Source organism: Testudinibacter sp. 'clade 2' (genome assembly GCF_006227735.1).
In the GTDB taxonomy this organism is placed as follows: Bacteria; Pseudomonadota; Gammaproteobacteria; order Enterobacterales; family Pasteurellaceae; genus Chelonobacter.
This window is the reverse complement of the sequence record NZ_VDHB01000121.1, coordinates 1-24,835: the sequence shown is the minus strand read 5'-3', so window position 1 is coordinate 24,835 and position 24,835 is coordinate 1. Positions and strand designations below refer to the sequence as shown.

The window sequence follows — 24,835 nt, the reverse complement described above, 5'->3', positions numbered from 1 at the left end:
TCTCAAGATAAGCACTGGCTTTAATCTCACGCCGTTCATTGGTGGCTTTGTTTTTGTTGGCATTGGCTTTTAAATGCGTACTGTCGGTAAACCAATGCTTGCCACCACGTCAGTACCGTTAAATCGCCGAAGACGGTTTTGGCTTAAGGTGCTGGCATCAATGACTTTTTCGGTGATAGTCATTCTGAGAAACCAACGATACGCCATATTGACTTCAACTTCTTTGACCAATTGACGTTCACTCTTAATGCCGAAAATATAGCCGAGCAGCATCATTTTGAATAGGCGTACCGGGTCAATGGCGGGGCGACCATTATTATGGCAATAGAGATGAGCCACTTCATCGCGAATAAATTCAAAATCAATGGCTTGGTCGATTTTGCGCACTAAATGGTCTTTCGGCACGAGTTGTTCAAGCGTGACCATTTCGAGTTTGGATTGATTAGAGGGAGGCGGCTTTAACATCGGAAACTCCTTAAAAGGCTTTTCCTTATTAGATCAAAGTCCTAGTAAAATGTCTAGGACTTTGTCAGCAGTCTGACATGCCCCTCAAGGGGCATGTGAAAAGACTGACAACTGTACAATAACTCTGTGGCTTACCCCTTAAAGGGGTCCACATATTCTTTCTTCGATAAATTATCTTGAATCATGTCTTCTTTTTCCTGGTTCCTGATATATTCCTCTACAACTTTTGTATTTAAACCCACTGTACTTACATAATAACCTTTCGCCCAAAAATGTCGGTTTCCATACTTATATTTTAGGTTTGCATGTCTTTCAAAAATCATGAGCGACGATTTCCCTTTTAAATATCCCATGAAACTTGATACTGCCAGCTTTGGCGGAATTTTTAAGAGCATATGAATATGATCTTTCATTGCGTGGGCTTCTATTATTTTGACATTTTTGTAATGGCATAACTGCCGTAATATGCTGCCTATATCCATTCGTAATTTCCCATAAATCGCTTTTCGTCTGAATTTTGGGATAAAGACTATGTGATACTTACAGTTCCATCTTGTGTGTGATAGACTCGAATCGTCATTGGACTTACTTGCCATTGGCATATCCTCCTATATCTTGAATTTTGGTTGTCAGTCTTGTTCATTATATCGGAGGATTTTTTCTTTTCATCGCTTAAGCTCTTTGATTCCATACGCATAGCGTATGGTTTTTATAGGCAGCCTTCGTCTGCCTATAGTAAAAAAGTGCGGTCAACTCGACCGCACTTTGGCTTCTATTAGCTTAAAAGTTGCTGATAAAAATAGATAGAATCACCAGCGGAACCACATATTTCACATAGTTAAACCATATATTGGCAAATTTGGAGTTGCTGTTGGCGGTCAATTCTTGCTTTGCCTCGTCTTTCATCACAAAGCCCACAAACAGCGCACAGCCAAGTGCGGTCAGCATAAACAGAATATTGCCGCTGAAATAATCAAAGGCATCAAAGATATTTTTGCCGAAAATTTTCCATTCTGCCCAAGGACCATAGCTTAAAATCGACGGTAAGTTGCCCAAAATATAGATCGCTGCCAGCACCAAAATAATCGCTTTGCGCCGATTCATGCGGGTTTTTTCTTGCAAGGCGGTGATCAGCACTTCATAAATCGTCAACGACGTGGTGAGAGCGGCGACTAGCAGCAGTGAGAAGAAGATGACGGCAAAAAATTTGCCAGCCCACAGGTGGGAAAACACAATCGGCAGACTTTGGAATACCAACGTCGGGCCGGAATCGGGTGCAACGCCAAAGCTAAACAGCGAGGGGAAGATCATAAAACCGGCTAATACTGCAATTAACGTGTTGGTAAAACCGGTGATTACCGCCGTTTGTACCAGATTTTCGCCTTTTTTCAGATAACTGGATAAGGTGATGATCACCCCAAAGCCCAAACTCAACGCAAAGAATACCTGCCCCAAAACAAACATAAACAGTTGTGGCGTAATTTTGCTGAAATCCGGTTGCAGATAGAATCGAATCCCTTCGGCAGCGCCGGGCAGGGTGACATTGCGGATCACCATGCAAATCAAAAACACAAACAGCAACGGCATCAAATATTTCACCGCTCTTTCAATGCCACCGATTACCCCTTTGACCAAAATAATGTAGTTAATGATCACAAAAAGCAGAGTGTAAAGGCTGATCATCAACGGGCTGTTGTTGATGCTTTGGTTAAAAAATTCCGCCGTCAGCTCTTTGCTCACCGGCTGTGAAATTTCCAAATTTCCGTTGAACAGGCTGATAATATAGTTGATCACCCAACCGCCCAGCACCATGTAATACGCCATAATGCAGAACGAGCCGAGCATTCCCAGATAGCCTAAATATTTCCAGCCGGCGGCGATCGGTTTGCCGTTGATAGTGCCGCTAAAGGAGTCAATGGCATTCACTCGAATACGGCGACCAATCACATTTTCCACCAGAATCATTGGAATGCCGATCACAATCATCGCGATACAAAACAGCAAAACATAAGCGCCGCCACCGTTTTCGCCGACTAAATAAGGGAAGCGCCAAGTTGCGCCGAAACCAACTGTTGCACCGGCAACCGTCATAATATAAGTGAGGCGGCTGCTCCAAGTCTGTCTTTCGGGAGATTGCCGTGTTTGAGAGGTTGTTGTCATAGTTTGCCTGATAAAATTAGAGGTAAAGCTAGGGTCTATAGCTCAAAATATAAACAAACATCAATAGACCCTAAGTTTTAGCCCGACTTTTTAACATACCTTGTCGGCAATGTAAATCGTTCTGCAAAAAACGGCTAAGTTTGCTATTATTCTGCGACAGACCCTAAAATCAATAACAAGGAATAAAAAACAATGGTGACGGTTTACGGTATTAAAAATTGCGATACGGTCAAAAAAGCATTGACGTGGTTGGCGGCGAACGGCATTGAAGCCAAATTGCATGATTATCGTGTCGACGGAATTGACGCGGCTTATCTCGCTGAAGTCGAGGCATTATTCGGCTGGCAGGAGCTAGTGAACAAGCGCAGCACCACATGGCGTAATTTGGATCAAGCCACTAAAGACGGGCTGAACCAACGGACCGCACTTGCATTGTTGTTGTCGCAGCCGACTTTGATTAAACGTCCGATTGTGTTGGGCGCGGCAAAAGCGTTAATCGGTTTTAATGATAAACAGTATACGAACGTGTTTAACGGTTAAAAGTGCGGTCGGATGAAACAGACAATTATTGAATTAGCGCAGGATCTGATCCGCCGTCCTTCAATCAGCCCGCAAGATTTGGGCTGTCAGCAACTGATTGCAGAACGTTTGGCAAAAGTCGGCTTTGAAATCGAATGGTTGCCGTTCAACGACACCCTGAATTTATGGGCGCGTCGTGGCACGCAACGCCCGTGTATCGCCTTTGCCGGGCATACCGATGTGGTGCCGACCGGCGAGCAAAGCCACTGGCAGTATCCGCCGTTTGCCGCCGAAATCGTTGACGATATGTTATACGGGCGTGGTGCAGCCGATATGAAAGGATCGCTGGCGGCAATGGTGATTGCCGCGGAACACTATGTGCAAGCTAATCCTGATCATCAGGGCAGCATTGCCTTTTTGATCACCTCCGACGAGGAAGCGGCGGCAACCGACGGCACGGTGCGGGTGGTCGAAACCTTGATGGCGCGTGGCGAGCAAGTGGATTTTTGCATGGTCGGTGAACCGTCAAGTGCGGTCAAGCTGGGCGATATCATCAAAAACGGACGGCGCGGTTCGATCACCGCCAATCTCACTATTCAAGGCATTCAAGGACACGTTGCCTATCCGCACTTGGCAGAGAATCCGGTGCATAAATCCCTTGCGATGTTGGATGAATTGGTGAACATCGAATGGGATCGCGGTAATGACTTTTTTCCACCGACCACCTTACAAATCGCGAATATCCACTCCGGTACCGGCAGCAATAATGTGATTCCGGGTGAACTATTGGTGCAGTTTAACCTGCGTTTCTCCACCGAAATGACAGCGGAATTGATTCAACGGCGGGTGGTGGATCTGTTGGCGCAATACGGACTGCAATATCGATTGGATTGGAATCTGTCCGGCTTGCCGTTTGTGACCGAACAAGGTGAGTTTATTCAGGCAGTGAAAAGTGCGGTCAAGCAACATCTCAATATTGAGCCGAAACTGGATACCGGCGGGGGCACTTCCGATGGACGTTTTATCGCACAAATGGGCACGCAAGTGGTGGAGCTCGGTCCGCTGAACGCCACGATTCATAAAGTCGATGAGTGCGTCAGCTGTCAAGATCTGTATCGTTTGGGCTTGGTGCATCGTCAATTACTACAAAATTTATTAGGTTAAGACTAAATTGTGATCCGATTTTTGTTTACTGACCAAATGCTGACCGGCAAAACTGATGTCCATCTGGTGCCGTTGCCGTCAGCCCACGCTAGCCATCACCGCTTGCAAGCCGATGCGCAGCGTGCTTTCATTGCGCTGCAACAAAGTGCGGTCAAAGCAGGCTTTGATTTGCAACCGGCAAGCAGTTTTCGTGATTTCAAACGCCAGCAGCAGATCTGGAACGGCAAGTTTTTGTGTCAGCGCAAAGTGCACGATGATGACGGTAACCCGCTGGATTTGACTTGCCTTGATGACTGGCAAAAAGCGCAAGCGATTTTACGTTGGTCGGCGTTGCCGGGTGCCAGCCGCCATCATTGGGGAACGGAAATTGATATTTACGACCCTACGCGCTTACCGCAGGGGCAAGCGTTGCAGCTTGAGCCGTGGGAATATGAAGAAAACGGTTATTTCTATGATTTGGCCTGTTGGCTGAGCGAACGGCTACCGCACTTTGACTTTACCCTACCGTTTCAAGCCGCCTCTAGTTTGGAAATCGGACGCGAACCGTGGCATATCAGCTACCAACCGCTGGCGGAGCAAGCCAAAGTGCGGTTCAGCCCGGAAATTTTACTACATAGTTGGCAAAATGAAGGCGTTGAAGGCAGTAAGTTGTTGGCGACTAAGATCGCAGAAATTTTTAAGCGCTTTATTGCATAATTGTTATCATTACATCCCTATTTATTTTTTTAAATTAAAAAAATGTGATCCAGATTTTATTTTTTGCATTTAATAATAGAAAGTCATTGGCACTTTTTAACCAAATCGTTTATAGTGCGCCCCAATTATGCTATGGAGCAATCCATCAGGTGTAATACCACATATTTTATAGGGACTGGTTGTTGTCGGCTGAAAAGCGGCAGTCTCGTTTAGATACTCTTCAAAAGAACCAATTTATTAGAGGTTAGTATGTCAAGTAATCTGTTTGCGGTTGCGCAAAAGATCGGTAAAGCATTAATGTTGCCTGTATCGGTATTGCCGATTGCGGGGATTTTATTAGGGATCGGGGCGGCGCATTTCAGCTGGATGCCGGAAGTTGTTTCCAATTTATTTGAACAGGCCGGTGGCTCAGTGTTCGGGCAAATGGCACTGCTGTTTGCTATCGGGGTTGCGTTGGGCTTCACCAACAATGACGGGGTAGCCGCATTAGCATCGGTTGTCGGCTATGGGATTATGGTTGCCACGCTGAAAGTGATGGCGCCGGTGGTCGGCGTTGAACATATCGAAACCGGGGTGCTTGGTGGAATTTTGGTCGGGGCGGTTGCCGCTTGGGCGTTTAACCGCTTCTACCGCATCCAATTGCCGGCGTATCTCGGCTTTTTTGCCGGTAAGCGCTTTGTGCCGATTGTCTCCGGTTCGTTGGCAATTCTGTTAGGTGTGGTCTTGTCATTGGTTTGGCCTCCGGTCGGTGGGTTAATCGATACGTTTTCACGCTGGGCTGCGGAACAGAATCCGGCATTGGCATTCGGGATTTATGGCGTGGTTGAGCGTAGCTTGATTCCGTTCGGTTTGCACCATATCTGGAACGTACCATTCTTTTTCCAAGCCGGGACTTGTGTGGACGCCAGCGGTGTGACCCAGCACGGCGTGGTAACCTGTTTCTTGTCAGCGACTGAAGCCAGCCGTACCCCTGAAATGAGCTATTTCGGACAGTTGGCGGGTGGTTATATGTTCAAAATGTTCGGTTTACCGGCTGCTGCCATCGCAATTTGGCGTGCGGCAAAACCAGAAAACCGTGCCCGTGTCGGCGGGATCATGATCTCCGCCGCTTTGACTTCGTTCTTAACCGGGATCACTGAACCGTTAGAATTCTCTTTCATGTTCGTTGCGCCGATTCTGTATGCGATTCACGCATTATTGGCAGGTTCAGCCTATGTCGTGACCAACATGTTGGGCATGGTGCATGGTATGACCTTCTCACACGGTTTCATCGACTTCACCTTGTTGTCTGCCAATTCACATAAACTGTGGCTGTTCCCGGTGGTCGGTGGTATCTATGCGGTGATTTATTTCACGGTATTTACCGTGGTGATCAAAGCGTTGAATCTGAAAACGCCGGGTCGTGAAGACGAAAGCGAAGAGAAAAGTGCCGCAGCAGCAGGCAGTGGTGACGAAATGTCAGCCAATCTGGTGGCGGCTTTCGGTGGCAAAGAAAATATCAAAAGTTTAGATGCTTGTATCACTCGTCTGCGTGTCGGTGTCAACGACGTCAGCAAAGTCAATCAACCGCGCTTGAAAGAGCTGGGTGCAGCCGGTGTGGTGGTCGTGGGTAGTGGGATCCAAGCGATTTTCGGTACCAAATCTGAAAACTTGAAAACCGATATGGATCATTGGATTCATAAAAACTAACCAAATCGGTTGAGCGATTAAAAAGCCTTGTGCCATTCGATTGGCACAAGGCTTTTTTTATGCTTCAAAGTGCGGTCACACTACTTCAATCACCACACCACTGTGCAACCCTCGCGGCAATTGTCCGCCACGGCGACCACGTTCGCCTTTGAATTTCTCCAAATCCTCCGGTTTAAGCGTGACTTTGCGCCGTCCGGCGTGGAAAATCAGGCTGTTTTCCGGTTTGATTAACAGGATTCGGCTTAACAGCTCTTCACGCGATTTGGCATTGGCGGACGGAATACTGATAATTTTATTGCCTTTTCCTTTCGACAGGCTTGGCAGATCGGTGACCGGGAAGATTAGCATTTTGCCGATCGAAGAGATTGCGACCAATAACATATCCTCTTCTAATACCGCTTGCGGTGGCAGCACTTTGGCGTTTTCAGTCAGGCTGATCAAGGCTTTACCTGCTTTGTTGCGTGAAATCAGATCGTCAAATTTACACACGAAACCATAACCCGAATCGGACGCCATCAGATAGGCTTGTTGTTCGTTATCCATCAATAATTGTTCCACCACGGCACCGTTTGGTAGGCTGAGCTTGCCGGTCAGCGGTTCGCCTTGGGAGCGGGCAGACGGCAAGGCGAGCGGATCGAGGGCGTAGCTGCGACCACTGCTGTCGATAAACACCGCTGCTTGGTTACTTTTACCGTTGGCGTGTTGCAGGTATTTATCGCCACTCTTATAGTTCAAGCCTTGTGCATCAATCTCATGTCCTTTAGCACAGCGCACCCAGCCCATTTCCGAGAGAATGACCGTCACCGGCTCGGCAGGCAGCATGTCGGTTTCGGAAATCGCTTTGGCTTCGGCTCGTTCCACAATCGGCGAACGGCGTGGGCTGGCATAGGTTTTGGCATCTTGCTGAATCTCTTTTTTGATCAACGTATTGAGACGGCGTTCTGATCCTAAAACCAGTTGCAATTGATCGCGTTCTTGCGCCAGTTCGTCTTGTTCCGCCTGAATTTTAACCTCTTCCAACTTTGCCAAATGGCGCAATTTCAAGTCGAGAATTGCATCGGCTTGAATTTGGCTGAGGTTGAAACGTTGCATCAATACCGCTCTTGGCTCATCCTCGTTGCGAATAATCTCGATCACTTCATCAATATTCAAATAGGCGATCATCAAACCGTCTAAAATATGCAGCCGAGCCAACACTTTGTCCAAGCGGTATTGCAAACGACGTGTGACGGTGGTACGGCGGAAGGTCAGCCATTCGCTGAGAATGGTATGTAGATTTTTGACTGCCGGTTTTTGATCCAAGCCAATCATATTCATATTGACCCGATAGCTTTTTTCCAGATCGGTGGTGGCAAACAGGTGATCCATCAACGGCTCCAGATCAACTCGATTGGAACGTGGCACAATCACGATCCGCGTCGGGTTTTCGTGATCGGATTCATCACGCAAATCATCGACCATCGGCAATTTTTTATTGCGCATCTGTTCGGCAATCTGTGCGATCACCTTTGAACCGGAAGTTTGGTGCGGAAGTGCGGTTATGATCACTTCGCCGTCCTCTTTCTTCCAGATCGCCCGCATTTTGATCGAGCCGCGCCCATTTTGGTACAGTTTGGCGAGTTCTTCTTTCGGCGTGATGATTTCTGCTTCGGTCGGAAAATCAGGGCCTTGCACAATGGTTAATAACTGTTCAAGCGTGGTTTGCGGATTATCCAACAACAACACTGCCGCTTCGGCAATTTCATTCAGATTATGTGGCGGAATGTCAGTCGCCATCCCGACGGCAATGCCGGTGGTGCCGTTGAGCAAAATATGTGGCAGGCGTGCCGGCAGATATTGCGGCTCTTCTAATGTGCCGTCAAAATTTGGTTGATAATCGACCGTGCCTTGCCCCAATTCGGATAGCAGCACTTCGGCGATTTTCGACAGTCGTGATTCGGTGTACCGCATCGCCGCGAAAGATTTCGGATCGTCCGCCGCGCCCCAGTTGCCTTGCCCGTCCACCAGTGGATAGCGGTAGGAAAACGGCTGTGCCATCAACACCATCGCTTCGTAACAGGCACTGTCGCCGTGCGGATGGAATTTACCTAGCACATCACCGACGGTACGCGCCGATTTTTTGTATTTGGCGGAGGCATTCAGTCCCAGTTCCGACATCGCATAAATAATCCGCCGCTGCACCGGTTTCAAGCCGTCACCGATAAACGGCAGGGCGCGATCCATAATCACGTACATCGAATAGTTTAAATAGGCTTTCTCGGTGAAATGCGCCAGTGGCATTTGCTCTACGCCTTCGTAGTTAATTTGTTGTTCACTCATGTTTTATTACCTGCGAGGATTAAACCGCTAAATCGGCGTGGTTGCCGTTGAGTTGCAGCCAGTTTTTACGATCTTCAGAACGTTTTTTCGCCAGTAGCATATCCATTAATTCAAGGGTTTGGTTGGTCGATTGATGTTGCTCGACCGCACTTTCATCTTGCGCTGTGGTTTCTGTTTCTGCTTGTTGATAGGTCAGTTGCACCAAACGGCGGGTGTTCGGATCCATGGTGGTTTCGCGCAGTTGTAGCGGATTCATTTCGCCCAACCCTTTGAAACGTTGTACGTTGGGCTTGCCGCGTTTGCCTTTTAGACGATCTAAAATGCCCTCTTTTTCACCCTCGTCTAAGGCGTAAAACACCTCTTTGCCTAAATCAATACGGTAGAGTGGTGGCATCGCCACATACACGTGTCCTTGCTGCACCAAATTTGGAAAGTGGCGTAGGAACAGCGCACAGAGTAAGGTGGCGATGTGTAGGCCGTCAGAATCAGCATCGGCGAGGATACAGATTTTGCCGTAACGCAGTTGCGATAAATCATCGTTGTCAGGGTCGATGCCCAGCGCCACCGCAATATCGTGGATTTCGTTAGATGCCAACACTTGATCGGAAGCCACTTCCCAAGTGTTTAAAATTTTGCCGCGCAACGGTAAGATCGCCTGAAATTCACGGTCGCGCGCTTGTTTTGCCGATCCGCCGGCGGAGTCGCCTTCGACTAAAAACAGTTCGGTTTTATTCAGATCCTGGCTGCTGCAATCGGCGAGTTTGCCGGGCAGTGCCGGACCACTGACCAATTTTTTACGCACCACTTTTTTGGCGGCGCGCAAACGACGTTGTGCCGAATTGATCGCCATTTCCGCCAATAATTCTGCCTGTTGTACGTTTTGGTTCAGCCACAAACTGAAAGCATCTTTCACCGTGCCGGCGACAAAAACCGCACTTTGGCGCGATGACAACCGCTCTTTGGTCTGCCCGGCAAATTGCGGATCTTGCATTTTCAGCGACAGCACATAAGCACAGCGATCCCAAATATCATCGGCGGTCAGTTTCACGCCACGCGGCAACAAATTGCGAAATTCGCAAAATTCACGCATTGCATCAAGCAAGCCTTGGCGTAAACCGTTGACGTGCGTGCCGCCTTGTGGGGTAGGGATCAGGTTGACATAGCTTTCGCCCAATAATTCGCCGCCGTCCGGCAGCCACATCAATGCCCAAGTGACGGCTTCAGTATCGGCCTTAAATTCACCGACAAACGGAATTTCAGGAATGGTGGCGACGTCCTGCACGCTTTCTTGCAGGTAATCTGACAAGCCGTCTTGGTAGCACCAACTTTCCTGCGTGCCGTTCACTTTATCGGTGAAGCTGATTTCCAATTTGGGACACAGCACGGCTTTGGCGCGCAATAAATGGCTTAAACGGCTAGCCGAAAATTTTGCCGAGTCGAAATATTTCGGATTCGGCCAAAAACGCACCGTGGTGCCGGTATTGCGCCGTCCGCAGCTGCCGATCACTTGCAGCTCTTCGATTTTTTTGCCGTTGGCAAAGGCAATGCGATAGATTTCGCCATTGCGCTTTACCGTCACTTCGACCCGATCCGACAGCGCATTCACCACCGAGATCCCCACGCCGTGCAAACCGCCAGAGAACTGGTAATTTTTATTGGAAAATTTGCCGCCGGCGTGCAACTTGGTTAGGATCAATTCTACCCCGGAAATTTTTTCAATCGGGTGAATATCCACCGGCATGCCACGTCCGTTATCAATCACTTCCAGCGATTGATCTTCGTGCAAAATCACCTCGATTTTGCTGGCGTAACCGGCAAGGGCTTCATCGACGCTGTTATCAATCACCTCTTGTCCTAAGTGGTTGGGACGGGTGGTGTCGGTGTACATGCCCGGTCGCAGTTGCACCGGTTCCAGATCTTTGAGAACGGTAATGTCGTCGGCTTGGTAGTTCGAGGTTGTCATATCGGCTTTTATTCAGATGTCAGGTTAAATGCAAAATTGCCCAATTCTATCAAACCTGCCATGAAACCGACAATCTTAATTCGGTTTATTTGTTGCTGATTAACTATTTTGCTGGCAATCTCAGTGAGATAAATAAGAAAAGTGTTTTTACATTTATTGTAATTCGCTATAAAATGGGCGCCGGTTGTTAAGATAATAACTTGAAGTTAGTATTTTAAAGTCAAGCAGTTGGCATAAGTAAAAACACTGAGATTTGTTTGGTGAGCGTCAATTTTGATAACGGTATAAAAATAAGATGAATATAAATACAATTGGAATAGTCGTATCGCTATCGTTGTCTGTGGTGGGTTGTCAAAACAGCGCTATAAAGCAATGGGATCAGCAACATCCGCGCCCTTCGCTGCACGTCGGAAATAATACCGAGAATGTCATCAAGATCTCCTATGATATCAGCAGTGCAAACCAAGGTGCACAGAATGAATATAGCCTCAAGCGCTTACAAAAAAACCGAGATTGGGTCAATCAACTGAGTCAACAAAGCAAAACCGTAGAACAATTTAAGCCGGTCAAACTGGACAATATTGATACCGTTAATCCAAACGCCTACCTTTATATTGATGAGTACAATGTGCGTTTAGGCAAAGTGCGGGTTGGCTTGGGTGCCTTTGCCGATTATCGTCTGGCATCGCTGGGTTCAAGTGACAAAACTAAGATCTATTCCAATGTCCAAGTGTACAACTGTAGCGAACGTAGTAGTATCACGGCGATTACTTACACCTATACCGCCAATACTGATGAAACACAAGTGTTCGCGCCGGAATCTACCTGGGAAACCCCGAGTCAAGGAACGGCACAGCGTTGGTTGATGAATGCGGTCTGTTCGGCAACACTGGTTGAAACCGACGACAGTTCCCTTGCGGTCGGTTACAGTGTGTTGCTTAATCAGCTGGGCTAACACAATAGCCGTCATCTCTCAGGTATGGCATAATAGGTAAGATATTATGCTGTTGAAAGAGGTTCATTGGTGATGCTGGATTTTAATTATTCCATTTATATTCAATTTTTTATCGGTTTGGTGGCAGTGGTGAATCCATTCGGCGTACTGCCGATTTTCGTTGGTATGACCTCTAACCAATATGAAGCGCAGCGTAATAGAACCAACTTAACGATGTGTATTTCCGTTGCAGTCATTTTGCTGACCAGCCTGTATCTGGGGCAGATCATTCTCAATCTTTTTAATATTTCACTGAATGCGTTCCGTATCGCCGGCGGTATTTTGATTGTCTCGATTGCAATGAGCATGATCAGCGGTAAATTAGGCGAGCAAAAGCAAAACAAAGAAGAGAAAAGTGCGGATCTGTCTGATTACGGCAACATTGCGGTAGTGCCACTGGCAATGCCGATTATGGCAGGGCCGGGCACGATCAGCTCAACTATTGTATGGGCTTCACGCTATCACAGCTGGCTGGATTTTATCGGCTTCACCCTTGCCATTTTACTCTTTTCCGTTTTTTGCTATTTCTTGTTCCGCTCTGCACCATTTGTGGTGAAAACCTTAGGCAATACCGGCAGCAATGTGGTCACGCGGATTATGGGGGTGATCTTGATGGCGCTGGGCATTGAAGTTGCTGCTGCAGGGATCGGCAATCTCTTTCCCGGTTTGGTGAATGGTTAATAATCAATGATGAATAGGTTTAAGCGAAGACTTTACTGCCGTTGCAAACCGCTGCTTATTCTATTCGGCAGCTTATCACTGCTGATCTCACTTTTCGGTTGCGATTGGCAATCGCCTGCGCCTGAAACCAAACAACCGCAAAGTACGCTTGAGCTGCCGGATCAAAGCCGTTATCTATTAAAACGTGGGCTTTATACTTCCGGCTTTACTTTACAACCACAACAGTTATCTGATGACTCACAATTGCCGCTGATTCAAGATTTGTATGAAGGCCTGGTGCGTATTGATAAAGATGGCAAAGTGCAGGGTGGTGCGGCGCAATCTTGGCAGCAGCAACAGTATAAAACTTGGACCTTTCAGTTAAGACCGGGGTTGCGTTGGTCGAATGGAGAACCGCTGACGGCGCAGGATTTTGTACAGAGTTGGTATGCGTTGGCGGTGCAGGCACCGGACAATCCACTCAGCGAATATTTGCGCTTTATGGCGCTTGAAAATGCGGAAAAAGTATTGAGCAAAGAATATGGTGTCGAAATGCTGGGCATTAAAGCGCTGGATGCCGAGACGCTGCAAATCACTTTATCGCAACCGATGCCCTATCTACCGCAAATGTTAAGCCATGTTGCGTTGTTGCCGCAATATCAGGGCGAAAGCAACGGCATTTTGGTCAGCAACGGTGCTTATAATCTGTTATACCGTCACACCACGGATTTATTGTTGGAAAAAAATCCATTTTACTGGGATGCTGATAATGTCTCGTTTCGTAATGTCAGTTACCATGCGCTCGACAGCAGCGATAATCCGGCGAAATATGATCTGGTGCGTCAAATAGCCGGGGATGCACAGCCTGCTCCGCCGCAGATGCAGCAATTGGCACTGCCGACACTCTGTAGTTATTATTACGAATTTAATTTTCGTCATCCACGGCTAGCGCAAAGTGCGGTGCGTAAAGCATTGACGGCGATGATCTCGCTGCCGGAAATCAATAGCGATATTGCACATATCGGACGGATCAATACTAAATTTTTACCACGCGATATGCAGTCACAGCAAGCGGAGCAGAGCTGGGCGCCGACAGTGACCGAACAATTGCTGGTACAGGCAGGTGTGGACGGCGGTCAGCCACTACGTTTGCGTTTGACTTATGAGCAGCAGGGTATTCACCCACAACTTGCACAACGCTTGATTCAGATGTTGTCACAGTCTGATTTGATTCAAATTCAGACGCAGGCAGTCACACGTCAGCAATTGTTGCAACAGCGCATGCAAGGGGATTTTGATTTGATTGGTTCCGGTTGGTGTGCAGACTATCCCGATCCTTCGGCTTTTTTTAGTATTTTTCACAGCCAGAGCGCCAATAACAAAGTCGCTTACCACAACCCACAGCTGGACGAGCTGTTGCAAAAAAGTGTTGAAAGTGCGGTAACTGAAGCCGAACGGTTGCAAATTTATCAACAAATTGAGCAAGTGATCAATCAAGAACAGTTGGTATTACCACTGTTTCAGTATTATAGCTACTATCTGATCAAATCTGACTTGGCGGGCTATGCCAACCCAGCAGTCACTAGCAGTATTTATAGCCGTGATTTGTACCGCAAAATCAACCTGACTCAATCAGAACAACACCCCGAGCAAACCGAACAGTAAGGAGGCAGCATGTTGAAACCTGTTGTGATCGTCCACGCCAAATTGCCAGCTCAATTATTGCGTAAACTAGAAGCGCATTTTCAACTGGTCATTTTTGAGAAGCTGTCTGCTGAAACAATGCCGCTATTGCGCCAACAGTTGGCAACGGCGGTCGGCATAATCGGTACTGGCTTGCGTGTTGATGAGGCATTGTTGCAACAAGCGCCATTATTGAAGGTCGCTTCCACTGTTTCGGTCGGTTATGATCAATATGATTTACCTGCATTACAGCGCCGACAAATCACATTAACCCACACGCCGTATGTGTTGAACGATACGGTAGCGGATTTGGCGTTTGCCTTGATGCTGGCGGCTGCGCGAAGGGTATGTGAACTCAATGCGGTGGTGAAACAGGGACAATGGCATAAGCAGAGCGAAAGCGGCTATTTTGGGGTGGATTTGCACCATAAAACACTGGCTATTTTAGGCATGGGGCGCATCGGACAAGCAATAGCCAAACGGGCTTATTTGGGGTTTGATATGAAGGTGAGCTACAGCGCACGCCATGATAAACCGGAGATTGACCGCACTTTTCAAGCGCAACGTGCTGAGCTGGATCAACTGCTGAGCAGCGCTGATTTTGTGGTCAATATTTTGCCGTCAACGGTGGAAACCCAAAACCTGATTGGTGAAAAACAATTCGCACTGATGAAGCCAAGTGCGGTGTTTATCAATCTTGGACGTGGCAATACCGTTGATGAGCAGGCGCTGTATCGGGCGTTAAAAAACAAACAAATTTTGGCGGCAGGCTTAGATGTTTATCAATCAGAACCAATTGCCACAGACTCGCCATTATTGACTCTGGACAATATTGTCTGCCTGCCGCACATCGGCTCGGCGACCGCAGAAACCCGTTTCGCGATGCAGAGTTGTGCGGTGGATAATCTGATCAATAGCTTGTTGTATCCGAACGATCCGCAGAAAACGGTGTATCGGGTTAATTAAGTGATTTCACATACCATATAGGGCGTATGCAATACGCCCTACAAAAATATTTTTAACACCACTTGTCAGTGGTTCAAAATTGAACTTATTCGCTAATTTGTTCGCGCTGGCAGGAACAGCAAACACCGTGTTGATGTTGGTCATGTTCCTTATTCTCATGGCTATGCACAATCAAATGCCCCATTTTCTCGGCTTTAGTGCTTAGATAAGCAGTGTTATAACGGTTTTCGCCAACATTCAGCGCCACTCGCTCGACTACGTTGATGCCCGCTTCGCGCATTGTGTCGATTTTGTTGGGGTTATTGGTCAGCAACCGCACTTTCTTAACGCCTAGCAGCTCGAAAATATCAGCACAGACCGCAAAATTGCGCTCATCGGCAGCAAAACCCAGTGCTTCATTGGCTTCGATGGTATCCAGTCCCTGATCTTGTAGCGAATACGCTCTGATTTTATTGATCAAGCCAATTCCTCGCCCCTCTTCACGGTGATAAATCAGCACGCCGCGCCCGGCTTCACTGATTTGGCGAAGTGCGGTTTCCAGTTGGAAGCCGCAATCACATTTCAGGCTATGCAAGGCATCACCGGTTAAACACTCGGAGTGGATTCGTGCCAGCACCGGATTGTGTTCGCTGTCGCTGATATCGCCCATCACCAGAGCTGCGTGTTCTTTGTGGGTATCGGGAAATTCAAAACCGACCATCCGGAAAATACCGAATTTAGTCGGCAACTGAGCTTCCGCGACTAATTGAATTTTTGACATTATTTTTCCTTATTCTATGCTGATTTAATATACGGCAGTATAACCGCACTTGGCTTAAAGCTTGTCTCTTTTTTTAAATAGATTCAATAGACAGCGCCACCTTTTGCATTTTTCCACCTTTTTTTGCGATTCCGTGCAATGTGTCAAAGAAATAACGGCGGTTTTTCGCTAGAATCTAAACAATGATTGTTAACGGAGTAGATTATGTATTATTACGGATTGGATATTGGCGGCACCAAAATTGAATTGGCGGTGTTTAACCAAAAATTGGAAAAATTGCACAGTGAACGGGTCAACACCCCGAAAGAGGATTATCATGAATGGATTGAAGCCGTTGCCGGGCTGGTAGAGCGTGCCGACTGCCTGTTCGAATGCAAAGGGTCGGTGGGGATTGGTATTCCCGGGTTTGTTAACCGCGAAACGGGATTGGCGGAGATCACCAATATTCGTGCGGCGGATAATCGCCCGATTATTTTTGATTTGAGCCAGCGTTTAGATCGCGAAGTGCGGGCAGAAAATGATGCCAACTGTTTTGCAATTTCTGAAGCTTGGGCGGAAGAGAATCAGCAATATCCGTTTGTGTTGGGCTTGATTTTGGGCACTGGCTTTGGCGGTGGCTTGGTGTTCAACGGCAAAGCCCATTCCGGTCATGTCGGTATGGCCGGTGAGTTGGGGCATATTCAACTCAACTATCACGCCTTAAAATTATTAGGTTGGGATAAAGCCCCAATCTATGAGTGTGGCTGCGGCAATCGCGCCTGTTTGGATACTTACCTGTCCGGTCGCGGCTTTGAAATGTTGTATCGTGATCTCAAAGGTGAGACGCTGTCGGCAAAAACCATTATTGAACGATTTTATGCCAACGATGCCACGGCTGTCAGTTTTGTACAGCTGTTTATTGAATTAACCGCAATCAGCATTGGCAATATTATCACGGCATTGGATCCGGATATGATCGTACTGGGCGGAGGCTTATCTAACTTTGATTATCTGTATCAAGCGTTGCCGAAAGCCTTACCGGCACATTTGATGCGAAGTGCGGTAGTACCGGTGATCAAAAAAGCTAAATATGGCGACTCCGGCGGCGTGCGTGGCGCAGCGGCGCTGTTTTTAAGCCGCTAGGTCGATCTGTTGATGGCGTCAGAGATGACGCCACTATTTTTTATCAAACCTGTGAGGCGGATCTACAACAAAGTGGATGTTTCCAATACGATTTTGCCATCGCTGACACGCAATTTTTTTACCATCTGTTTAATCATATTTTGGGTGGCATCGTTGCTGTCGAGAGTGTACACCGGAAATTGATTCAGCAGCGTTTGCACAGTGTTGTTTAACATCGGCATAATCAATTGCAGCTGGTCGGCATATTTTTGCGGCTGCGACGACCAGCGCAACATCCGCAAATTTTTCAGATAAACTGCGCCCTGCTCGGCGTTATATTCGGGTTCCACATCAAATACCAAGTTGATCCGACTGTCGAATTGCCGGTGGTTATAAGAAAATGCCGCACTGACAATGCCGTCCAACTCGATTTTATTACTGTTATTGCGCCCGACGTTTGCTTGCATTTGATCGACTTTATAGCGGATATTGATTATTCCGGGCAGATTAAATTGATCGTTAAAGCCCAATTTTTGGCTCAGATAGTGATTGATTTGTGCCTCACTAATCTCGATGTTGTTGGCATTAGCCGACAACGGCAAGGCAAACGGCAACATAAAAAACAGCATGAACAGAATACGAATAACGGGCATTTGAAGCATAAAAAACATCCTTGAAGGTTTAAATCAGTGAAAAAAAACGATAGAATGAGGCAATTTTTCTATTTTGTGAATAAATTTTAATCACTTGGTTTTGAGCCAATCTATTTTTCATTAAGTGATTCTCAATGAATCCGTTTCAAATAAAATAAGGAATTCTATGAAAAACTCTCTTATAAAAACAGCAGTGCTGTCTGCGGTGTTAGCATTAACCGCTTGTAGTCATTTGACCGATCAAAGCGGCACAAGTTCAACCTCGGCTCAATCAGTGTTGAATCAGTCTTTTGCTCAGTTGGAGCAAGCGGCAGCTAATCAAAACAGCTTTCAGTACCAATTGAATAAAGAGATGTATAAAGCTTATTTCAATGGTGGTTCACTGAGCTATGTGTTGCAGCAGGGTGAAAAAGGTGAGCGCAAAGTTTTTTATAAAGCAGGAAAACTGTATGGGGTACAAGATACCGAGGGCAGTTACGAATTTGATGCAGCTGGAAAATTGATCACTGCGTTAAATTCTAGCGGTAATGCTTTGTCATTGTCGGCTGAAGCGCTGGCGAAAAAACAGCAGGAATTGAATGCCAGTGGCAAAAAATTAGCCGCAATGTTGAGCAGCAATTCAGCAGATCGTTCGGTTGGATCGATCAGAACCGGTGGCGATGCTAAGCTAAATTATTTGTGTATTGCCAAAATTCAACAAGTGGCATCGACCAAACGGGTATTTCGCAGCTCACCGAATAAAGCCGGCAGCACCAGCCGCTTGACCGCAGATGTACGTTTGAATGGCAACCAGTATTACAATATGGATTGTCAGCTACAGGGCGAACGCGTCGTTTTGCTGAGTTTAATTCAAAAATAATTCATCTAAACCGGATGGGAATATACAAGAGCGGTTCGGAGTGCCAACCGCTTTTTGTCTTTTTGAAAAATGATAATGACAAATTTACAGAAAACTATTGCGCAAGTGTTAAGTGCCAATCGCGGTGAACGCGTCGTTGCGTTCGATGTTGACCATCAGAAATATTGGCTGAAGCAAGCGGAAAAAAATACCGGATTTATGCGTATTTTGAAAGCCAATCCGCAGCGGGCGCTGGCGCAAGAAATTCAGTCGCTGCAATACCTGAATAAAGTGGGTGCACCTTGTGCCGAGCTGGTGGCGTGGGACGATGATTATTTGGTACTGAAGGATGTTGGCGCAACGGTCGATCAATGGCTGCAAAATTCTGCCTGTGACCAACAACAAAAACAGCAGATCATCAATGATTGTGCAATAGCTTTGGCAGAATTGCATGCTTTGGATCTGGTGCATGGTCGTCCGGCAACACGGGATATCGGCTGGGAAAACGGCAAAGTGCGGTTTATTGATTTCGAATCAACGTTGAATATCGACCGTTTGCAGTGGAATAAAGCCAGAGATTTGATTATTTTTATTCACGATCTTTATCGTAACAGTTTGCCTCAGCAAATGGTTGAAAGTGCGGTATCCCGCTATTGTCAGCAGGCAAACGGTGAGCAAAATTGGCAATATGCATTGCAGATATTACATAAATACCGTTTTTTATATCCGTTATTTAAACCGTTTTATTCGATTGCTGGCAAAGATCTGCTGGCAGGTTTAAAGCTTTTTGAGTATTGGCAAAAGAATAATGGCAAGCAAGAGGTGAATAAATGAAATGGATTTTAATCGTTGTGTTAGCGCTGGGGGTGGCGGCTTGCAACAATGGCAGTATCAGCGGCGGTGTTGGTGGAGGTAGCATTGGTATTGGCGGTCAAATCGGGATTTCCGGTGGCATCGGGTTTTAAAGATACCGCACTTTTGTGTGTTGTTGAGGTAATAATCGGATTGAATTTGGATTTCAGCGCTTTTTATTGACGGAAAACTTGCTATTTCTGGTTTAACTCATTACAATACGCCCATATTTTCGGACGCGGGGTGGAGCAGCTTGGTAGCTCGTCGGGCTCATAACCCGAAGGTCGTTGGTTCAAATCCAGCCCCCGCAACCAATTGAAATTTGCTTTCAGCTCAAGTTTCAATGTAAAGCCAAAACGCAACGGGTGCTTTGTTTTAGCGGTTTTAAAACAAAAACATCAGCTTCCGGTTCTAGCCTACAAAGCCCCGATATGGGGTTTTTTTGTGCAATAATTTTGACTGTTTAGCCTTGGCTGAACCATTTTGAAACGGGCTGTCAGCCCTTTTTTTATATCTTATTTTTCAATAAATCGTTTTCTTGATTGGGGGTTGTCTTGGCAACATTGGAACAAAAAATACAGGAATTGGTACAGGATTCCATTGAGGCACTGAATTGTGAGTTGGTCGGCATTGAGTGCCAACGCAGCGGTCGTTTTTTGACGGTGCGAGTCTATATTGATAAAGACGGCGGCGTGAGTGTTGATGATTGTGCCGATGTCAGCCGCCAAGTCAGTGCGATTATGGATGTCGAAGATTTGATCGCCGACAAATATAATTTGGAAGTGTCATCGCCGGGATTGGACAGACCACTGTTCAGCTTAGCGCATTATCAGCGTTTTATTGGACAAGAGGTCAGCGTACATTTGCGTGTGCCGGTGTTGGATCGCCGTAAATGGACCGGCAAACTGGACGGTGTTGCAGGCGATGTGATCACCCTGACCGTGGATGGCAACCCGCAAGCATTTGCCTTTGGGAATATCCAAAAAGGCAATATTGTTTATAAATTTGAAGATTAATTTTGATCATGGCACAGCAAAGTGCGGTGATGTAGATAGAGGCGAAAATGAGTAAAGAAATTTTATTAGCGGCCGAAGCCGTATCTAACGAAAGATTATTACCGCGTGAAAAGATTTTTGACGCGTTGGAAAATGCTTTGGCAATTTCGACCAAGAAAAAACACGAAATGGATATCGATGTGCGTGTGGTTATTGACCGTAAAACCGGTGACTTTGAAACCTTTCGCCGTTGGTTAGTGGTCGAAGAAGTCACTGCACCAACCAAAGAGATTACTTTGGAAGCCGCGCGTTACGAAGAACCGGAAATTCAGTTGGGCGAATTCATTGAAGATGAAATCGAATCCATCGCTTTTGACCGCATCACGATGCAGACCGCACGCCAAGTGATCAGCAGTAAAATTCGTGAAGCGGAAAGAAACAAAGTGCTGGAGCAGTTCCGTAGCCAAGAAGGTGAAATTGTCACCGGCGTGGTGAAAAAAGTCAGCCGTGATGTGATTCAACTGGATTTGGGCAACCAAGCGGAAGCCGTGATTATGAAAGAAGATATGCTGCCACGTGAAAATTTCCGCCCGGGCGATCGGGTGCGTGGTGTGTTGTATCAAATCAAGCCGGAGTCCAAAGGCGCACAGCTGTTTGTTACGCGTGCTAAACCGGAGATGATTATTGAACTGTTCCGCATCGAAGTGCCGGAAATCGGTGAAGAGCTGATTGAAATCAAAGGTGCGGCTCGCGATCCGGGATCACGCGCTAAAATTGCGGTGAAAAGTAATGACCGCCGAATTGATCCGGTCGGGGCTTGTGTCGGTATGCGTGGGGCTCGGGTGCAGGCGATCACCAATGAATTGGGCGGCGAGCGTGTCGATATCGTATTATGGGACGACAATCCGGCGCAATTTGTGATTAATGCGATGGCACCAGCCGATGTCAGCTCAATTGTGGTGGATGAAGACAAACATGCGATGGACATTGCGGTAGAGTCGGCAAATTTAGCGCAAGCGATTGGTCGTAATGGACAGAATGTGCGCTTAGCAACCCAATTAACCGGCTGGACATTAAATGTGATGACCTCGGAAGAGTTGAGTGAGAAACATCAGCAAGAAACCAGCAAATCATTGAATTTGTTTGTGCAACATCTGGATATCGATGAAGACTTTGCTGAGTTGTTGGTCGATGAAGGCTTCACCTCATTGGAGCAAATTGCCTATGTGCCGACCGATGATTTGATGGAAATTGACGGCATGGATGAAGATTTGGTCGAGGAACTGCGTGACCGTGCGAAAAGTGCACTGACCACAATTGCGTTGACCGAACAGGAAAAATTGTCGCAGTCAAATATTCAGCCGGAACTGCTGGAATTGGACGGTATGGATCGCCATTTAGCCTTTAAGTTTGCTGAAAAAGGGATCACCAATTTGGAAGAGCTGGCAGAGCAGAGCGTGGATGATTTATCCGATATCGAAGAATTAAGCGAAGAAAAAGCTGCAACATTGATTATGGCAGCGAGAAATATCTGCTGGTTTGGCGCAGAGTAAATTGAGGGGGAATAGATGAGTAAAACAGTTAAACAGCTTGCTAATGAGATTAGCACCCCGCTTGAACAGTTATTAAAACAATTATCTGATGCAGGGATCAAAAAACTTGAGAGTGATCCGATTACGGCAGAAGAAGAACGACAGTTGTTGAAATCGTTGAGTGGCGAAGGCGTTAAACCAAAAAAATTAACGCTACAGAAAAAAGAGCGCAGTACCTTGAAAATCGCCGGTTCCGGTGGTAAAAACAAGGAAGTTCAGGTAGAAGTGCGGAAAAAACGAACCTTTACTCCGACATCTGCTGAGGATATTGCGAAACAAAAAGCCGAAGAGCAAGCTCGTCTGGAAGCAGAAGCTGCGGCAAAACGTGAAGCAGAACAGAAAGCCAAAGCAGAAGCTGAACTGCGAGCAAAACGGGAAGCGGAAGAAAAAGCCAAACGTGAAGCACAACAGAAAGCACGACAAGAAGCGGTAGCTAAAGCCGAACAAAGTGCGGTTGAAGCCAAAGAGAGCAAAAAAGCCGATCCGGAAAAAGAGAAATTAAAAGCTCAAGAGGCAGAGTTGCGTCGTAAAGCGGAAGCGTTGGCACAACAAAAAGCAGAAGAGAAAGCGCGTAAAGCCGCAGAAGAAGCGCGTAAGCTAGCGGAGTTGAGTGCTCATCATAAAGAAGAGCAACCAAAAACTGAAAGCTTCACCGATCTGCATTTGACTTCACGTTACGCCCAAGAAGCGGAAAGTGAAGAAGAGCTGCGTAAAGAAGGCCGTGGCCGTGCGAAAAAAGCCAAAAAAGGCGGTCGTGACGATGATAAAAGCACCAAAACTGAGCGCGAAGCTAATCGTCGCAATCAGAAAAACATCAAAGGTGGCAAAAATCAACGCCGTGGCAGCTCGCTACAACAAGAATTCACCAAACCGGCACAACCGGTTAACCGTGAGGTTGTCATTGGCGAGACCATTACGGTTGGCGAATTGGCGGCAAAAATGGCGGTGAAAGCCACGGAAGTGATTAAAACCATGATGGGCATGGGCGCCATGGCGACCATTAATCAGGTGATCGATCAAGAAACTGCACAGCTAGTGGCGGAAGAGATGGGGCATAAAGTGATGTTGCGCCGTGAGAACGAGCTGGAAGAGTCGTTGCTCAGCGATCGTGACAGCACTGCGGTGGAAGTTAACCGTGCGCCGGTGGTGACCATTATGGGACACGTTGACCATGGTAAAACCTCATTATTGGATTATATCCGCAAAACCAAAGTGGCTTCCGGTGAAGCGGGCGGGATTACCCAACATATCGGGGCTTATCATGTTGAAACTGATAACGGCATGATCACCTTCTTGGATACACCGGGACACGCTGCGTTTACTTCGATGCGGGCGCGCGGCGCCAAAGCTACGGATATCGTGGTGTTGGTGGTGGCGGCCGACGATGGCGTAATGCCACAAACCATCGAAGCGATTCAACACGCTAAAGCGGCAAAAGTGCCGTTGGTGGTCGCGGTGAATAAAATTGATAAACCGGAAGCCGATCCGGATCGTGTTAAAAATGAATTGTCACAATATGATGTCATTTCCGAAGAGTGGGGCGGCGATACGCAATTTATCCATGTTTCCGCTAAAAAAGGCTTGGGGATTGATGAGTTGCTGGATGCGATTTTGGTGCAGTCAGAAGTATTGGAACTGACCGCCGTCACCGATGCAATGGCAAGTGGTGTGGTGATCGAATCTTATCTGGATAAAGGGCGTGGTCCGGTTGCAACCGTGCTGATTCAATCCGGTACCTTGCGTCGTGGCGATATTGTCCTGTGCGGTTTGGAATACGGGCGTGTGCGTGCGATGCGTGATGAAAACGGTAAAGAAATCGCCGAAGCCGGTCCATCTATTCCGGTCGAAATTTTAGGGCTTTCCGGCGTACCATCAGCCGGTGATGAAGCGACGGTAGTGCGTGACGAGAAAAAAGCGCGCGAAGTGGCATTGCACCGTCAAGGAAAATTCCGTGAAGTAAAACTGGCTCGTCAGCAAAAAGCCAAGTTGGAAAATATGTTTACCAACATGACCGAAGGCGATGTTGCCGAAGTGAATATTGTGGTGAAAGCCGATGTTCAAGGCTCGGTCGAAGCAATTTGCCAATCTTTAGTCGAGCTGTCAACCGATGAAGTGAAAGTCAAAATCGTCGGCTCCGGTGTCGGTGGAATCTCAGAAACCGATGCAACCTTAGCGGCAGCGTCGAATGCGATTCTGGTTGGCTTCAACGTGCGTGCCGATGCCTCTGCCCGCCGTGTGGTGGAATCAGAAAATATCGATTTGCGTTACTACTCGGTGATCTATGATTTGATCAACGAAGTGAAAGCCGCGATGAGTGGTATGTTGGCGCCGGAATTCAAGCAACAAATTATCGGCTTGGCAGAAGTGCGTGATGTGTTCAAATCACCTAAGCTGGGTGCGATTGCCGGTTGTATGGTCACTGAAGGTGTGGTGAAACGTAATAATCCGATTCGGGTTCTGCGTGATAACGTGGTGATCTATGAAGGTGAGCTGGAATCACTACGTCGCTTCAAAGATGACGTCAACGAAGTGCGTAACGGCATGGAGTGCGGTATCGGGGTTAAAAACTACAACGATGTTCGCGTCGGCGACCAAATTGAAGTATTTGAAACGATTGAAATTAAACGCAGTATTTAATCGTATCATAATAATACGAGCGTTATGACAAAAGCAGGGCGGATTAACTATCCGCCCGTTTGCGAAGTGCGGTCTAAGCACTTAATCAATAACAGAGAAATATAAAATGTAGTTCGGGCGGATATATAA

The 24,835-nt window shown here is 46.9% G+C and carries 21 protein-coding genes, 1 tRNA gene and 1 pseudogene; 16 read left to right on the top strand and 7 right to left on the bottom strand.

Annotated features, from left to right (window positions below):
• The 3 genes and pseudogenes from FHQ30_RS09845 to FHQ30_RS09835 form a co-directional block, all read right to left on the bottom strand.
• Positions 1-465 (bottom strand): annotated as a pseudogene (locus FHQ30_RS09845) (transposase); the annotation flags it as partial.
• 131 nt (positions 466-596) lie between these two features.
• The gene (gene tnpA, locus FHQ30_RS09840; RefSeq protein ID WP_139611809.1) at positions 597-1,061 is read right to left on the bottom strand and encodes an IS200/IS605 family transposase; all 465 of its coding nucleotides are present in this window, start codon (positions 1,059-1,061) and stop codon (positions 597-599) included.
• Between the two features lie 184 nt (positions 1,062-1,245).
• Positions 1,246-2,625 (bottom strand): sodium-dependent transporter, encoded by a 1,380-nt coding sequence (locus FHQ30_RS09835; protein ID WP_139611810.1) that lies wholly within the window; start codon positions 2,623-2,625, stop codon positions 1,246-1,248.
• A gap of 192 nt (positions 2,626-2,817) precedes the next feature.
• On the opposite strand from FHQ30_RS09835, the gene FHQ30_RS09830 reads away from it, so the two are divergent.
• From FHQ30_RS09830 to ptsG, 4 genes are all read left to right on the top strand, one after another.
• Entirely contained in the window at positions 2,818-3,165 is a 348-nt protein-coding gene (locus FHQ30_RS09830; RefSeq protein ID WP_139611811.1) for an ArsC family reductase, read from the top strand.
• Between the two features lie 12 nt (positions 3,166-3,177).
• Positions 3,178-4,308 carry a succinyl-diaminopimelate desuccinylase gene (gene dapE, locus FHQ30_RS09825; protein WP_139611812.1) on the top strand — a complete coding sequence of 377 codons (1,131 nt, stop codon included), beginning with the start codon at positions 3,178-3,180 and terminating at the stop codon, positions 4,306-4,308.
• Positions 4,309-4,344: 36 nt separating this feature from the next.
• Complete coding sequence (locus FHQ30_RS09820) at positions 4,345-5,004, top strand: M15 family metallopeptidase (protein ID WP_139611826.1); 660 nt, start codon at positions 4,345-4,347, stop codon at positions 5,002-5,004.
• A 249-nt stretch (positions 5,005-5,253) separates the two neighbouring features.
• Positions 5,254-6,693, top strand: a complete 1,440-nt coding sequence (gene ptsG / locus FHQ30_RS09815) for a PTS glucose transporter subunit IIBC (RefSeq protein ID WP_139611813.1) — start codon at positions 5,254-5,256, stop codon at positions 6,691-6,693.
• A 75-nt stretch (positions 6,694-6,768) separates the two neighbouring features.
• Here the strand turns inward: ptsG and parC are convergent, their stop codons facing one another.
• Both parC and parE read right to left on the bottom strand, forming a co-directional pair.
• Complete coding sequence (parC, locus tag FHQ30_RS09810) at positions 6,769-9,012, bottom strand: DNA topoisomerase IV subunit A (RefSeq protein WP_139611814.1); 2,244 nt, start codon at positions 9,010-9,012, stop codon at positions 6,769-6,771.
• Positions 9,013-9,031: 19 nt separating this feature from the next.
• Entirely contained in the window at positions 9,032-10,975 is a 1,944-nt protein-coding gene (gene parE, locus FHQ30_RS09805; protein WP_139611815.1) for a DNA topoisomerase IV subunit B, read from the bottom strand.
• Positions 10,976-11,270: 295 nt separating this feature from the next.
• On the opposite strand from parE, the gene FHQ30_RS09800 reads away from it, so the two are divergent.
• From FHQ30_RS09800 to FHQ30_RS09785, 4 genes are all read left to right on the top strand, one after another.
• Positions 11,271-11,930: a hypothetical protein gene (locus FHQ30_RS09800; RefSeq protein ID WP_139611816.1), complete on the top strand. Its 660-nt coding sequence runs from the start codon at positions 11,271-11,273 to the stop codon at positions 11,928-11,930.
• 72 nt (positions 11,931-12,002) lie between these two features.
• Positions 12,003-12,650 (top strand): YchE family NAAT transporter, encoded by a 648-nt coding sequence (locus FHQ30_RS09795; protein ID WP_416069085.1) that lies wholly within the window; start codon positions 12,003-12,005, stop codon positions 12,648-12,650.
• 6 nt (positions 12,651-12,656) lie between these two features.
• Positions 12,657-14,294, top strand: coding sequence for a peptide ABC transporter substrate-binding protein (locus FHQ30_RS09790; RefSeq protein ID WP_139611817.1), 1,638 nt, complete (start codon positions 12,657-12,659; stop codon positions 14,292-14,294).
• 9 nt (positions 14,295-14,303) lie between these two features.
• On the top strand, positions 14,304-15,278 hold the full coding sequence (locus FHQ30_RS09785) for an NAD(P)-dependent oxidoreductase (RefSeq protein ID WP_267963848.1): 975 nt from the start codon (positions 14,304-14,306) through the stop codon (positions 15,276-15,278).
• An 85-nt stretch (positions 15,279-15,363) separates the two neighbouring features.
• Here the strand turns inward: FHQ30_RS09785 and ribA are convergent, their stop codons facing one another.
• Positions 15,364-16,038: a GTP cyclohydrolase II gene (gene ribA, locus FHQ30_RS09780; RefSeq protein WP_139611818.1), complete on the bottom strand. Its 675-nt coding sequence runs from the start codon at positions 16,036-16,038 to the stop codon at positions 15,364-15,366.
• 204 nt (positions 16,039-16,242) lie between these two features.
• Between ribA and nagK the strand changes: the two genes are divergently transcribed.
• A complete protein-coding gene (gene nagK, locus FHQ30_RS09775; protein WP_139611819.1) occupies positions 16,243-17,160 on the top strand; it encodes an N-acetylglucosamine kinase in 918 nt (305 codons plus the stop codon).
• A gap of 62 nt (positions 17,161-17,222) precedes the next feature.
• Here nagK and FHQ30_RS09770 read toward each other — a convergent pair whose 3' ends face one another.
• Positions 17,223-17,801, bottom strand: coding sequence for a YceB family lipoprotein (locus tag FHQ30_RS09770; RefSeq protein WP_176552659.1), 579 nt, complete (start codon positions 17,799-17,801; stop codon positions 17,223-17,225).
• Between the two features lie 157 nt (positions 17,802-17,958).
• Here FHQ30_RS09770 and FHQ30_RS09765 point away from each other — a divergent pair, with 157 nt between their 5' ends.
• The 7 genes from FHQ30_RS09765 (at position 17,959) to infB (ending at position 24,706) form a co-directional block, all read left to right on the top strand.
• A complete protein-coding gene (locus FHQ30_RS09765) occupies positions 17,959-18,651 on the top strand; it encodes a hypothetical protein (RefSeq protein ID WP_139611821.1) in 693 nt (230 codons plus the stop codon).
• A gap of 75 nt (positions 18,652-18,726) precedes the next feature.
• Positions 18,727-19,464, top strand: coding sequence for a phosphotransferase (locus FHQ30_RS09760; protein WP_176552660.1), 738 nt, complete (start codon positions 18,727-18,729; stop codon positions 19,462-19,464).
• The gene (locus FHQ30_RS13460) at positions 19,461-19,595 is read left to right on the top strand and encodes a hypothetical protein (RefSeq protein WP_267963849.1); all 135 of its coding nucleotides are present in this window, start codon (positions 19,461-19,463) and stop codon (positions 19,593-19,595) included. The genes FHQ30_RS09760 and FHQ30_RS13460 overlap by 4 nt, the downstream gene beginning before the upstream one ends.
• A gap of 124 nt (positions 19,596-19,719) precedes the next feature.
• A tRNA-Met gene (locus FHQ30_RS09755) sits at positions 19,720-19,796 on the top strand.
• Positions 19,797-20,036: 240 nt separating this feature from the next.
• The gene (gene rimP, locus FHQ30_RS09750) at positions 20,037-20,498 is read left to right on the top strand and encodes a ribosome maturation factor RimP (protein WP_139611823.1); all 462 of its coding nucleotides are present in this window, start codon (positions 20,037-20,039) and stop codon (positions 20,496-20,498) included.
• Between the two features lie 47 nt (positions 20,499-20,545).
• On the top strand, positions 20,546-22,030 hold the full coding sequence (gene nusA / locus FHQ30_RS09745) for a transcription termination factor NusA (protein WP_139611824.1): 1,485 nt from the start codon (positions 20,546-20,548) through the stop codon (positions 22,028-22,030).
• 15 nt (positions 22,031-22,045) lie between these two features.
• Complete coding sequence (gene infB / locus FHQ30_RS09740; RefSeq protein WP_139611825.1) at positions 22,046-24,706, top strand: translation initiation factor IF-2; 2,661 nt, start codon at positions 22,046-22,048, stop codon at positions 24,704-24,706.
• The last annotated feature ends 129 nt before the right edge of the window (positions 24,707-24,835 follow it).

Excerpts from the sequence above, each read along its gene's own strand:
- tnpA (WP_139611809.1), bottom strand. The coding sequence starts at position 1,061 with ATGGCAAGTAAGTCCAATGACGATTCGAGTCTATCACACACAAGATGG.
- FHQ30_RS09835 (WP_139611810.1), bottom strand. The coding sequence starts at position 2,625 with ATGACAACAACCTCTCAAACACGGCAATCTCCCGAAAGACAGACTTGG.
- FHQ30_RS09830 (WP_139611811.1), top strand. The coding sequence starts at position 2,818 with ATGGTGACGGTTTACGGTATTAAAAATTGCGATACGGTCAAAAAAGCA.
- dapE (WP_139611812.1), top strand. The coding sequence starts at position 3,178 with ATGAAACAGACAATTATTGAATTAGCGCAGGATCTGATCCGCCGTCCT.
- FHQ30_RS09820 (WP_139611826.1), top strand. The coding sequence starts at position 4,345 with ATGCTGACCGGCAAAACTGATGTCCATCTGGTGCCGTTGCCGTCAGCC.
- ptsG (WP_139611813.1), top strand. The coding sequence starts at position 5,254 with ATGTCAAGTAATCTGTTTGCGGTTGCGCAAAAGATCGGTAAAGCATTA.
- parC (WP_139611814.1), bottom strand. The coding sequence starts at position 9,012 with ATGAGTGAACAACAAATTAACTACGAAGGCGTAGAGCAAATGCCACTG.
- parE (WP_139611815.1), bottom strand. The coding sequence starts at position 10,975 with ATGACAACCTCGAACTACCAAGCCGACGACATTACCGTTCTCAAAGAT.
- FHQ30_RS09800 (WP_139611816.1), top strand. The coding sequence starts at position 11,271 with ATGAATATAAATACAATTGGAATAGTCGTATCGCTATCGTTGTCTGTG.
- FHQ30_RS09795 (WP_416069085.1), top strand. The coding sequence starts at position 12,003 with ATGCTGGATTTTAATTATTCCATTTATATTCAATTTTTTATCGGTTTG.
- FHQ30_RS09790 (WP_139611817.1), top strand. The coding sequence starts at position 12,657 with ATGATGAATAGGTTTAAGCGAAGACTTTACTGCCGTTGCAAACCGCTG.
- FHQ30_RS09785 (WP_267963848.1), top strand. The coding sequence starts at position 14,304 with ATGTTGAAACCTGTTGTGATCGTCCACGCCAAATTGCCAGCTCAATTA.
- ribA (WP_139611818.1), bottom strand. The coding sequence starts at position 16,038 with ATGTCAAAAATTCAATTAGTCGCGGAAGCTCAGTTGCCGACTAAATTC.
- nagK (WP_139611819.1), top strand. The coding sequence starts at position 16,243 with ATGTATTATTACGGATTGGATATTGGCGGCACCAAAATTGAATTGGCG.
- FHQ30_RS09770 (WP_176552659.1), bottom strand. The coding sequence starts at position 17,801 with ATGCTTCAAATGCCCGTTATTCGTATTCTGTTCATGCTGTTTTTTATG.
- FHQ30_RS09765 (WP_139611821.1), top strand. The coding sequence starts at position 17,959 with ATGAAAAACTCTCTTATAAAAACAGCAGTGCTGTCTGCGGTGTTAGCA.
- FHQ30_RS09760 (WP_176552660.1), top strand. The coding sequence starts at position 18,727 with ATGACAAATTTACAGAAAACTATTGCGCAAGTGTTAAGTGCCAATCGC.
- FHQ30_RS13460 (WP_267963849.1), top strand. The coding sequence starts at position 19,461 with ATGAAATGGATTTTAATCGTTGTGTTAGCGCTGGGGGTGGCGGCTTGC.
- nusA (WP_139611824.1), top strand. The coding sequence starts at position 20,546 with ATGAGTAAAGAAATTTTATTAGCGGCCGAAGCCGTATCTAACGAAAGA.
- infB (WP_139611825.1), top strand. The coding sequence starts at position 22,046 with ATGAGTAAAACAGTTAAACAGCTTGCTAATGAGATTAGCACCCCGCTT.